The following is a 10,563-nucleotide window of genomic DNA, read 5'->3' on the forward strand; positions in this document are numbered from 1 at the left end:
AATCACCGGCTGCCGGTCACCCACAGGTTTCCACGAAGAGCCGATTGATTTTGGTGGGCGGTATAGGGATCGAACCTATGACTCCTGCCGTGTGAATGGGGGTTTGCTGCGCCTTTATAGCTAGTAATAGCGCTGTTTTCGAGGCATAGTCGGCTCTCCATAGCCACGTGGTAGCCAATCATGGCGAGCATCGATCAACTTCCAAGCGGTCTCTGGCACGCCCGCGTACGACGCAAGGGCTATCCAGCACAACGCAAGAGCTTCACCAGAAAAGATGATGCAGAAGCATGGGCGAGGAGGGTCGAGGGCGACCTTGACCGCGGCCAGTGGACCGATCGCGCCAGCGCCGAGACCATCACGCTGCATGCGCTGCTCGATGACTACGTGCTCGAAGTCGCGCCGCTCAAGCGCGGTGCCGACGTTGAAATCATCCGCCTGCGCTCACTGCAACGCGACCCGATCAGTTCCTACAGCCTACTAGCGATCTCACCTGCCGTCGTCGCGCGGTGGCGCGATGCGCGCCTGGCCGGCGGCGCACAGGGATCCACGGTGAACCGTGAGCTTAACCTGTTGTCAGCGGTAATCAATTGGGGAATCAGGGAGCGCATGATCGCCCTGCCCGGCAACCCCGTGGCATCAGTTCGCCGCCCCGCACCTGTGCGCGCCCGCGATCGCCGCCTGGAGGGCGACGAGGAACAGCGCCTGCTCATGTCACTCGAGAATCACGCTGGCAAGGTGCGCGGCGCGAAGCGCGCCGGCGCTTACCGAGTCGGCACGCGCAACGCATGGATGCGACCGCTGGTGCAACTCGCGATCGAAACCGCGATGCGTCAGGGCGAGTTGCTGGCACTGACTTGGGACAACGTAGACCTCAAGGCACAGACCGCGCACCTCGAGGACACCAAGAACGGTGAGGCGCGGACGGTGCCCCTGTCGAGCCGCGCCGTGGCCGTGCTGGAAGCGCTTGCACGCCCGCCGGGCGGACGGGTGTTCCCGATCAGCGCACAGGCGGTCAAGCTCGCCTGGGGCCGCGCATGCAAGCGCGCGGGCATCGAGGGGTTGCACTTCCACGACCTGCGGCATGAGGCCACCTCGCGGCTTGCAGAGAAGCTGCCCAACCTGATCGAACTGGCCGCCGTCACCGGCCACAAGGATCTGCGGATGCTGAAGCGCTACTACCATCCGCGGGCGGCGGATCTGGCGAAGAAGCTCGGTTGAGGTGACGTGGATCAAGATGAACCGCGAAGATGTCCTCTCAATCCATGATACAAATCGGCCATACCGTTCCACGTCACAGCCACCGGAAAAGCAGAACGACATGCGCATACGCAGGACAACGAGACCGCGCCGCGAAGCCCGACCCATCGCAATAGATCTGTTCGCCGGTTGCGGCGGGCTTTCCTTGGGATTCGAGCAGGCGGGGTTCGACGTCGCCGCCGCCGTGGAGATCGATCCGATTCACGCGGCGGTGCACAAGTTCAACTTCCCGGGTTGCGCGACGATCTGCCGAAGCGTCTCCGGCCTTTCCGGAGCCGAGGTGCGGCGAGCGGCGGGCATCGGCGAAGCGAAGATCGACGTCGTGTTCGGCGGCGCTCCCTGCCAAGGGTTTTCGACGATAGGCAAGCGCGCCCTGGACGACCCGCGGAATCGCCTCGTCTTCGAGTTCGTCCGGCTCGTCGTCGAACTAGCGGCCGACTACTTCGTCTTCGAGAACGTGAAGGGACTCACTTTGGGCAAGCATCGACGCTTTCTCGAGGAAGTGATCGCCGCGTTCAAGGAGAATGGCTACGACGTCGTCGAGGACTACCGCGTCCTCAACGCCGCGGACTTCGGCGTGCCGCAGGATCGCCGCCGTCTGTTCCTCATGGGCGCACGCAAGGGGCTGCCGCTTCCGAGCTACCCGCGCGAGACCCGCGCGCGGGTCTCCGTCTCGGAGGCGATCGGCGACCTGCCGGACGCCGACGGGTTCGACGCGCTGCTCTACTCGGACGCCGTCCGCGCGAGGTTTGGCCGCGGCTCCGCCTATTCGCGAAGACTGAGGGGTCTCCAAGACGATCCCGAGGACTATTCGCATCCACGAATCTTCGACCGCGCGATCCTGACTTCCAGTACGAGAACGGAGCACACCGACGTCTCGCGCGAACGGTTCCTCGCGACGCGGCCAGGCAAGGTCGAGCCGATCAGCCGGTTCCACAAGCTCGACTCGGGAAGCGTATGCAACACGCTTCGCGCGGGGACGGACAGCGCGCGTGGCGCCTTCACTTCGCCGCGTCCGATCCATCCGTCGCTGCCGCGGGTGATCACGGTGCGCGAAGCGGCTCGCCTGCACGCCTATCCCGACTGGTTCAGGTTCCACGCCACCAAGTGGCACGGTTTTCGCGAGATCGGGAACTCCGTGCCGCCGCTCTTGGCGCGCGCGGTCGCCGAGCGGGTGCGCGAAGCGCTCGGAGTCCAACCGAAACGACCCGACCGTCCTCTTCGCCTCGGGGCAGAGGCGCTTCTTTATTTCGACATGAGCGCGGCCTCCGCGCATTTCGGCGTTCCCGGCGATACCATCGCGAAACGCGCCCGATCCAACGAGGCAAAGGCCGAGCATGCCAAGCGCACCGAAAACGCCACGCAGCCCATCGAATCGGGATGTTGCATATGACCTTGCGATAAGCAAGGTTTTCTTCGGCATCTGGAGTCGAGGTCTCGCGCAGTTCACCTTCGACCGCGCCGCGCTCGTCGCGGCCGGCAGCGGTGCCGACGTCATGAGCGCCAACAACGGAACCGCCATCGCCAACGTCGGCGACGTGGTCTACGCGTACAGGTTCCGCCGGGACCTGCCTCGGGCGATCCTGGACACTCAGCCGGAAGGCCTTAAGTGGAGGATCCAACTCGCCGGGCGCGGCATCTACAGGTTCATACTTTCGCGCACCCTCTTCATCGAACCGAATCCGGCGCTCATCACGATCAATGTCCCCGACGCCACGCCGGAAATCATCTCGGCATACGCACTCAGCGACGAGCAGGCCCTGCTTGCGAAGGTCCGATACAACCGGCTCGTGGACATCTTTCTCGGCGTCACGGCCTATTCGCTGCAAAACCACTTGCGCACGGCCGTGGAGGGCATCGGACAGATCGAGATCGACGAACTTTACGTAGGGCTCGACAAGGACGGCAACCACTACGTCGTGCCCGTGCAGGCCAAGGGCGGCAGCGACAGGCTCAGTCCGGCTCAGACGGAACAGGACCTCGCCTACTGCGCGGAGAAGTTTTCTCGACTCCGGTGCAGAGCAGTCAGCGCGCAGTTCATGCCTGGCGACCTGATCGCGATGTTCGAACTCGCGCTGCACGAGAACGAGGTTCGCATCGTCTGCGAGAAGCACTACAGGCTGTCGCCTGCCGGCGACTGCCCGCCGGGTCTTGGCTGACCCGGCGATTTGAGGGAGGAACTGGTCTCTCAGACTGCCGCGCGCGCGGCACCTCGGCCGCGCCAATCGCCGCGCCCAGCCTCCGTCTGACATACGCACTGTCGCGCACCCGACACTCCCAAATCACGGCCACCCGCCAGCCCGCGGCGCGCAGGCTCCTGGCCACCTCTGCATCTCTCGCTACGTTCCGTTCGAACTTGGCTCGCCAGAACGCGACGCGGCTCTTGGGAGTCGTCGCCTTCGGGCACCCTGGATGTCGGTGCCAGAAGCATCCGTGCACGAACACGCACAGCCGATGTCTTGGCAGGACCATGTCAGGACATCCGGGCAGGTCGCGTCGATGCAGTCGGAACCGCAGCCCCATGGCGTGCGCGACCCTGCGCACCCGCATCTCGGGGTCGGTATCTTGCGACCGCACCCGGCTCATAAGCCGACTGCGCGCCTCTCGCGAAAGCCTGTCCATTTATCGGCGGGCGCACTACATGTAGGGTTGAAAGGTACTGTTCGGGTCAATATATTGTGATCTACGTCACATCCAAGGCGGTTATCATGAGCAACAAGCTATTTGTCGAGCAGCGGGAGCAAGGCGACTATGCGGTCCGCAAGCCCGGATCCAGTAGGGCCAGCGCGGTGGCGCCGACACAACGCGAAGCGATCAAGATTGCGCAACGGATGGGCGCAAGCCGTCCTGACGTTGAGCGAGTTCGGCACACCACGCGCGGACAGCCAGATCAGTGGCGCAAGGCATAGTTGATGCCTGCCGGCGGCATCGTTTCTCCTGCATGGTTGAGCTACATCAGTTTAGGACTTAGTGTCCTCGGCATTGTGTCCGGTTGTCTGGGAACCGTGCTCGGATGGCGCGGCTACCGGCGCGCCGGGAAGATGAAGACGCTAGACCTGCGCCTTGAACTGCGCAAGGCGGATACCGAGATCAAGAACCTTGTCCGCGCGTTGCCCGAGTTGCTGGACAGGGCGAAGCTATCGCGCGAGAGCATCTTGGCTGCGAGTGGGCGCGCCCAATCTGGGGCCATGCAGTTCTGCCGCGATGAGCTTCGCAAGGACGGCGAGCACCAGCAAAGGCTTGCGCAAGCCCTCCCCGTCGCCGATCCCGACTATCGCGGCTATTCCCCGGAAGCGCTCGAGGAAGAGCTTGTCAGACGGCACGCCGCGCTCGGCGAAGCAAAGGGGATAGCTTCAAAGTACGAATGCTGGCTGGCCGATGACAATCAGGCGCGGGCACAAGCGTCATAGCAAACAGGGCGAGGTTTTTTTAGGCGACTTCACACCTCGCCAAACAACCTGATCTCCGACCAGCCTTGACGCGCGTCGATCACCAGCGACACGCATGCTCAAGCGGTACTACCATCCGCGGGCTAAGAAGCTCGATTGAGCCCGCCGGGTCAACCGCGCCCCGGCGGATGGCGTCCCGAAAAGGGATTCGGCCCGGCGGGCATCATGCGGTAGGATCAGCTGCGGGCGGCGGATCTGACACGGAAGCTGGGTCGGCCCCATCTGAAACTGGTCGACCAGGACTGATCGCATGGGCGTGAACTGGGCAGCCGGACTCATGCGGTGGCGGCCACACGCAGACCCCGTTTCTGGCGTGGCTTATCCCCTCCACCACCTGCACCCGTTCCGGTTCGCGTTGCAGCTACTGGAGAGTGCAAAATATCCGGCGCTCGAGGTCGATGTACGTGTCGGCTTCTCGATGCACACGTTCACTCGCAAGGAGATCGGCGCCGGCGATTCGGCGTGGCGCTATTCGGATGATCGGGAAACGCGCATCTTCGATCTGGATCGCTATGCCCTGTCGAAGCACCTGCCCGAGGTCGTGCGTACGATCGAGCGACGGAAGTGCTACCACGCGAAAGATCAGAACTTCCTCACGCTGGGCCAGCCTGACGGGCTCCCTGCTGACCACGAGTACCAGGTGTTTTTTGACCTGCGCCGCTGGAGGGCGAGGGAGGCGCCAGGCGGCCCTCCGGTCATCCAGCTAATCGTGCAGAGCGCCTATGCGACGCTCTATGGTCAAGCACCGCGTGGACTCCGCAGGCAGCCCGTGGGGTTTCACGTCCTGATCAATGGCGCCGTGACGGGCAACCGGCCGCGCCCGCGCCGGTACTGACCCCAAAATAACGAAAGCCCCGCCAGTGGCGGGGCTTCGTAGTCCGGAATCTCTTGGTTATCCCACGCTTGGTGCGGACCCTTGCGGGCGGACGAACGCTGAACCGGCTATGGCGTTCGAGAGCCAGACTAGCGCCTACGACGGGGCGACGCAAGTGTCCAGGGTCACTGGTCAGTTGGAATGATGATGGCCGGTTTTTCGATGCATGCCGCCACACGTCGATTACGACGTGTGACTGCCCGCGCAGCCGATCATGCTGGCCATGAGGCCCATACCGATCGCCCAGTACACGATGGGTGAAACGATCAGCGAAGCCAACAGCCGTCACAAGCCAGCGAGTGCCGCGGTCGGCATACTTACGCTATAAATACTTTTTCGCAAAGTATCACCGCTTGCCTTACAACAAACGCCTCGCTTGCGGCACTATCGCCCGCGCCGCAGCCAGCATTTCACGCTGCGGCTTTCTTTGGTGCGATGGGGTGTGCCTGGGATTTTCGCAGCGGTGAGTTGCGCGCCTTCTCTACAGGCACTCTAGAACAAGGATTGATTCAGGGGTGTGACCGTGACCGTAGTCTGCTTGCCGCCGCCGCTCAAGGAGCTTGCGCGATGGCCACGACACCGGCGCTCAACGGCGCTCCTTGGTGGGCCGTGCTCGCCGTGACCAGTCTGACCGCCGTCGCCGCGACCGCGCCCGGCGCGCTGCACCGCTCCACGCGCGATCGCGCCGTGGCCGCCTGGCAGCAACGTGAATTGTCGGCGCCGAACGGCGGCTACGACGGCGCGCTGTACCAGTCCGCGCTGCGCGCACGCGCGCGCATGCTGGCGCAACACCGCGCGCAGACCAGCGCGTTCAAACCCACCGGCGCCAACCCCGCGGCCAGCCCGGCGCCCGGACAGATCAACTGGACCGAGATCGGCCCCGGCAACGTCGGCGGACGCATCAACACCATCTGGATCGATCCGTCCAACGCCCAGCACCTGATCGTCGGCGCCGCCGGCGGCGGCCTGTGGCAAAGCAACGATGGCGGCGGTTCGTGGAGCGCGGTCAGCGAATTTCCCGGCTCGCTCGCGGTTGGCGCCATCGCGCAGTTGCCCAACGGCACCCTGCTGGCGGGCACGGGCGATGAGTTCAACGAGTTCCAGCCCGGCAGCGGCATGCTCATGTCCACCGACGGCGGCGCAAGCTCCAAGCGGGTCACTTCACTTCGACAACGGCGGCGTGGGTAGGTTTCGCAAACTGCTCTGCAGAAGCAATGATGGTAACGGGCAGGGAGGCCCAAATGCGCAATTTCCTTAACCAAGTATTCAAGGAGTGGATCGTGAGAACACTATCGTTTTTGACGGCGGTTGCCTGTCTGGCGGCCACGGTATCCGTGCAAGGCTGCTCGACTGCGCAGCTTCAAGGCTTCAATCAGCAAATGGCGAATTTAAACAATGGAACCGCCTCGGTGGCCAATCCAGGCCCGCCAATGCCGCAATTTACTGCGGCGCAGCAGCAACAATTGCTCTCACAGATCAACCAGCCGCAGACGCAACTGGCACTTCGAGTTGCAGTCCGGCAGGCTGCGCCGACCATGCAGAAGGTCCTGCAATTTCTCGCGTGCTACCCAGGCTTGAACCCGCAAAAGTATCTCCAGCAGTATGTCGTTCCGAACGACGTCGTCGCGATCTTTTACTCACCAATGTCCAGGATGCGATACGCCTCGAAATCACAATGTGTCAACATCACGCGCATCGATGGCTGGCGTATGCACGCACTCAACGCCTTCAGTTTTAGCGTTGTGTATACATCGGCGTTAAGTGGCGAAGATGCCACAATGCAGTACGCCATGGTCAAGGGCGCGGATGGTACGTGGCTATTCACATATAGGTGAACCTGATTAGCGACGACGCACAGCCATGAAAATTGTCGACGGCGCGCAATCTCGGCTCTGGCCATGGCTTGCACAGCACCATCGCCCGCGCCCGCCGCAGCAGCATCTCGGGGAGGCGAAACCGGCGGTTAAATCGATAGGCGGCTTCGGCCAGATAGCGCCGCGCATATTTGGCCTGCCGCATGGCGTGGTCCCTTGGGGACTTCCGTTGGTCGTAGCAGCCACTGATCGCACGCGCTTGACGTTGCCGAGCACCACGTTGACCAAGCGCGCGCCCTTGATCTCGGTCGCCGCGCGTCCGCCCGCGGTTTCCAGCACGGTATGCGCGTGATCTGCCTGCTGCTTCAGTTCACTTTGCTCGGCTGGCTGCCTGCCACCATTTGGGCTGTCTATGCGCTCAGCCAGTACAAAACGGATCAAAAAATCAAAGCCGCATCAAGAAATTTTAACTAACAACAGCGAGGAGCAGAAAACCATGTCAGGCGATGAAATTCAAGCATCAAACCCGAAAACAACGGTTGGCAAAGCCTGGATCATTTATTTGACTTTGCTAGTTATTTTTATCGTGTTATTTACGCAGTGGAGGCATGTAACAGCTTTGATTGTGATCATTGATTATCTTGTTTCCGGGTTCATTCTTAACAGAATTGTGCTTCGCAATCTTATATCTTGGCACCCTATGTATAATACACTTGAAAATGTCTCCTCAACTAAGCTACGCATGCTTTTGTTTTGGCCCATTAAGTATCCCGCAATGTTCATTAAATTGGCAATTAACCAACACCTTTAACGTGACTACTGAATGGACTGGCGGGTCGTCAAGATGTTCAATTACTATCTACTGGTAATAGATTCCGCGGATGATCAAAACTCTGCGACTCGTCTTCCAGAATTTCCATCAAAAAAACGGACACCATCTCCACCTGCCAACAACGACAACTTAAGGAGAGATCATAATGCAATTTCGCCATGTGCTTGTTCCGATCGCCGCACTGCTGCTCGCAGGTTGCGGTTCCTCCACGTCGGTGAGCAACGCCAATTTTGCCAAAGCCATCAACGTTCCGTTATCCAAAGTCTGCATCAGATTAACCCCAGGTTTCCTCGGCCAGATTGGCACAAAATACCCACTCTCGGTGCCGCTGAAGCCATATCAAGCGAATGTGGCTATGAGCGCGGAGGATGCGAAAAATACGAATGCGCAAATTTTCAGAGCTCTCGATGCACTGGTGAAAGCTGGCTTGATAACCTCGACCGATGCGCAGGTGAAAGCGGAGCTCAGCAACAAGCAAGTGCCTGGCAAGATCTACTCATTGACCGATGCGGGCAAGAAGGCGCTACAACGGCCGGACTGGTTAGCGTTCTGCGCGGCCCACTACAAGGTCGTCAAAGTGGTAAATTTTACCGTACCTGGCAAGGAGATGGACGGTACGACCGGGTCAACTGTGAACTTCACCGCCGCCCCTACGAACGTTCCGGCGTGGGCGACCAGCGAAGCGATCAAGGCCGAGTTCCCGGATTTCTCCAAGCGTTTGGCCGCAGCAATGGCACAACCGCAGAAAGGTCGCGCTGATCTCGTGCTTATGAATGACGGCTGGCATGCGAGCATTCCGTCACTCTTCTTTGATGGGCGTCTGGAATAAATTAGGACACTCGGCGATCCAAGGCTTGCCCTGATCAGCCCTCGCCCTCCATCCTCACCTCCACCCACGCGCCGCGACTCCGCGCCACAAGCTCCACCACAGCGGCCCTGGTGCCATGCTTGCCCCTGACCGGCGCCAGAATCCGCACCCTGCGCGCCGGGCGTCCCGGTCCGTCAGCGGCAGCGTCCACGGCAAGCTGGCAGATGATCGTGCGCGACCGCCCGCAGTCTTCGAGCACCGCGCGTGATACACGAAGCCCGATCGGGCGCCGGAAAACGCCGGGGCGCGGTGGACTTGCATCGCGGCGCGCGAGCGTACCGACGCAAACCATTTCGCCAACCTCGAGGGCGGTTGCATCACTCCACGGCTTGCCACCGCGTCCGCACAGCCGTTCGATCAACTTCGCGTTCGCGTTCGCGCTCATGCCGCGATCTCCTGCTGCGCCGGCGCGATGCCGTGTTCGCTGTAACGCGCGAGCAGCATGCGCTCGATCGACTCCGCCGCCGCCGCCGCATCCGCGCCATCCACAACTTGAGCCGCCGTCTGACGCTTCTGATTGATCAGTTCGAGCACGGGTTCATCGATCGTCCCGACAGCGATCAGGTGCGTGACCATGACCGTATCCGTCTGGCCCAGGCGGTGTGCGCGGTCCTCAGCTTGGTCCGTCTCGGCCGGCGTCCAGCTTTGCTCAACGATCAGAACTTGCGATGCAGCAGTGAGCGTGATGCCTTGCCCGGCTGCGGTCATCGAGCCCAAAAACACCCGCACGGTTTCGCTGGTCTGGAAGCGGTCCACGAGGTCTTGGCGCGTCGCGACCGGCGTGCTGCCGTCGAGGCGCACGAAGCTGATCCCAGCATCGCGCAGGTGCTCCTGGAGGCCGTCGAGGACGTCGGCGTGATGCGCGAAAACAAGAGGCTTTTCACCTTGCTCAAGCGCGCCATCGATCCACGCGTTCGCCGCCTCGATCTTCGCGACACCCACCGCGCGGCGCAGTCGCGCCAGCGCGCCTAACACGTCGCCGCGCTGGCCGCCGGCATCGTCATTTGCCACGTCCGCGAGGGCGCGCGTTTTCCCCGCGAGGACGTCGCGCAGCGCTGTTTCTGCATCGCGAATGCCGCGGCCGGCGTGCGAGTCAAGCTCGACGGGGAGCACGCTGCGGATCTTCGCCGGCAATTCTTCGAGCACGTCGCTCTTGACGCGACGGACAAAGCCCAGCCCCGCAAGGTGCGTGCGAAGCTCGTTGAGGTTGCTCGCACCATCGATCTCCCAGCCGTACTTGCCTTGCCGCCCAGCGCAGTAGCGAGTGACATACGTGCGCCAGCCGCCCAGCGCATCCAAGTGCCCCAGCATTTTCAGCGGTTCGATCAAGTCTGCCGGGCGATTTTTCAGCGGCGTGCCGCTCAGGAGCCAGCGATTTTTCGCGCCACTCACGACCGGCCCGAGCGCTTTCGCGCGGGCCGAATTGCCGTTTTTCAAGGCATGCGACTCGTCAGCGATGACGGTCTGCC

Annotated in this window: 11 protein-coding genes and 3 pseudogenes; 10 read left to right on the forward strand and 4 right to left on the reverse strand. The window is 62.0% G+C overall.

The genetic code is table 11. The features are described from left to right. The first annotated feature begins 180 nt into the window (after window positions 1-180). From AC2VLV_RS16425 to AC2VLV_RS16435, 3 genes are all read left to right on the forward strand, one after another. Window positions 181-1,218 carry a site-specific integrase gene (locus AC2VLV_RS16425; protein WP_486990988.1) on the forward strand — a complete coding sequence of 346 codons (1,038 nt, stop codon included), beginning with the start codon at window positions 181-183 and terminating at the stop codon, window positions 1,216-1,218. 100 nt (window positions 1,219-1,318) lie between these two features. Then, window positions 1,319-2,650 carry a DNA cytosine methyltransferase gene (locus AC2VLV_RS16430; RefSeq protein ID WP_486990998.1) on the forward strand — a complete coding sequence of 444 codons (1,332 nt, stop codon included), beginning with the start codon at window positions 1,319-1,321 and terminating at the stop codon, window positions 2,648-2,650. Beyond that, on the forward strand, window positions 2,595-3,416 hold the full coding sequence (locus tag AC2VLV_RS16435) for a hypothetical protein (RefSeq protein WP_486990989.1): 822 nt from the start codon (window positions 2,595-2,597) through the stop codon (window positions 3,414-3,416). Before AC2VLV_RS16430 ends, AC2VLV_RS16435 begins: the two co-directional genes overlap by 56 nt. Window positions 3,417-3,540: 124 nt before the next feature. Here the strand turns inward: AC2VLV_RS16435 and AC2VLV_RS16440 are convergent. Then, window positions 3,541-3,879: pseudogene (locus tag AC2VLV_RS16440) on the reverse strand (very short patch repair endonuclease); the annotation flags it as partial. 86 nt (window positions 3,880-3,965) lie between these two features. Here AC2VLV_RS16440 and AC2VLV_RS16445 point away from each other — a divergent pair. From AC2VLV_RS16445 to AC2VLV_RS16465, 5 genes are all read left to right on the forward strand, one after another. Beyond that, window positions 3,966-4,166: a DUF2188 domain-containing protein gene (locus AC2VLV_RS16445; RefSeq protein WP_486990990.1), complete on the forward strand. Its 201-nt coding sequence runs from the start codon at window positions 3,966-3,968 to the stop codon at window positions 4,164-4,166. A gap of 3 nt (window positions 4,167-4,169) precedes the next feature. Continuing rightward, window positions 4,170-4,667, forward strand: a complete 498-nt coding sequence (locus tag AC2VLV_RS16450; protein WP_486990991.1) for a hypothetical protein — start codon at window positions 4,170-4,172, stop codon at window positions 4,665-4,667. Between the two features lie 289 nt (window positions 4,668-4,956). Then, complete coding sequence (locus AC2VLV_RS16455) at window positions 4,957-5,541, forward strand: hypothetical protein (RefSeq protein WP_486990992.1); 585 nt, start codon at window positions 4,957-4,959, stop codon at window positions 5,539-5,541. A gap of 606 nt (window positions 5,542-6,147) precedes the next feature. After that, window positions 6,148-6,768 carry a WD40/YVTN/BNR-like repeat-containing protein gene (locus AC2VLV_RS16460; RefSeq protein ID WP_486990993.1) on the forward strand — a complete coding sequence of 207 codons (621 nt, stop codon included), beginning with the start codon at window positions 6,148-6,150 and terminating at the stop codon, window positions 6,766-6,768. Between the two features lie 53 nt (window positions 6,769-6,821). Further along, window positions 6,822-7,415, forward strand: coding sequence for a hypothetical protein (locus AC2VLV_RS16465; protein WP_486990994.1), 594 nt, complete (start codon window positions 6,822-6,824; stop codon window positions 7,413-7,415). On the opposite strand, the pseudogene AC2VLV_RS16470 reads toward AC2VLV_RS16465, so the two are convergent. Next, window positions 7,402-7,757 (reverse strand): annotated as a pseudogene (locus tag AC2VLV_RS16470) (transposase); the annotation flags it as partial. The gene AC2VLV_RS16465 and the pseudogene AC2VLV_RS16470 overlap by 14 nt on opposite strands. Here AC2VLV_RS16470 and AC2VLV_RS16475 point away from each other — a divergent pair. Beyond that, window positions 7,743-7,868, forward strand: a pseudogene (locus AC2VLV_RS16475) (YqaE/Pmp3 family membrane protein); the annotation flags it as partial. The pseudogenes AC2VLV_RS16470 and AC2VLV_RS16475 sit on opposite strands and share 15 nt — an antisense overlap. 503 nt (window positions 7,869-8,371) lie before the next feature. Then, window positions 8,372-9,055, forward strand: coding sequence for a hypothetical protein (locus tag AC2VLV_RS16480; RefSeq protein ID WP_486990995.1), 684 nt, complete (start codon window positions 8,372-8,374; stop codon window positions 9,053-9,055). A gap of 34 nt (window positions 9,056-9,089) precedes the next feature. On the opposite strand, the gene AC2VLV_RS16485 is transcribed toward AC2VLV_RS16480, so the two are convergent. After that, window positions 9,090-9,479 carry a hypothetical protein gene (locus AC2VLV_RS16485; RefSeq protein WP_486990996.1) on the reverse strand — a complete coding sequence of 130 codons (390 nt, stop codon included), beginning with the start codon at window positions 9,477-9,479 and terminating at the stop codon, window positions 9,090-9,092. Then, window positions 9,476-10,563 (reverse strand): DEAD/DEAH box helicase (locus tag AC2VLV_RS16490; RefSeq protein WP_486990997.1); only part of this gene is annotated, 1,088 nt, incomplete at its 5' end. The genes AC2VLV_RS16485 and AC2VLV_RS16490, both read right to left, overlap by 4 nt.

The organism is Thiomonas sp. TH-17 (assembly GCF_057473305.1).

Excerpts from the sequence above, each read along its gene's own strand:
- AC2VLV_RS16435 (WP_486990989.1), top strand. The coding sequence starts at position 2,595 with ATGCCAAGCGCACCGAAAACGCCACGCAGCCCATCGAATCGGGATGTT.
- AC2VLV_RS16480 (WP_486990995.1), top strand. The coding sequence starts at position 8,372 with ATGCAATTTCGCCATGTGCTTGTTCCGATCGCCGCACTGCTGCTCGCA.
- AC2VLV_RS16450 (WP_486990991.1), top strand. The coding sequence starts at position 4,170 with ATGCCTGCCGGCGGCATCGTTTCTCCTGCATGGTTGAGCTACATCAGT.
- AC2VLV_RS16455 (WP_486990992.1), top strand. The coding sequence starts at position 4,957 with ATGGGCGTGAACTGGGCAGCCGGACTCATGCGGTGGCGGCCACACGCA.
- AC2VLV_RS16425 (WP_486990988.1), top strand. The coding sequence starts at position 181 with ATGGCGAGCATCGATCAACTTCCAAGCGGTCTCTGGCACGCCCGCGTA.
- AC2VLV_RS16465 (WP_486990994.1), top strand. The coding sequence starts at position 6,822 with ATGCGCAATTTCCTTAACCAAGTATTCAAGGAGTGGATCGTGAGAACA.
- AC2VLV_RS16445 (WP_486990990.1), top strand. The coding sequence starts at position 3,966 with ATGAGCAACAAGCTATTTGTCGAGCAGCGGGAGCAAGGCGACTATGCG.
- AC2VLV_RS16430 (WP_486990998.1), top strand. The coding sequence starts at position 1,319 with ATGCGCATACGCAGGACAACGAGACCGCGCCGCGAAGCCCGACCCATC.
- AC2VLV_RS16460 (WP_486990993.1), top strand. The coding sequence starts at position 6,148 with ATGGCCACGACACCGGCGCTCAACGGCGCTCCTTGGTGGGCCGTGCTC.
- AC2VLV_RS16485 (WP_486990996.1), bottom strand. The coding sequence starts at position 9,479 with ATGAGCGCGAACGCGAACGCGAAGTTGATCGAACGGCTGTGCGGACGC.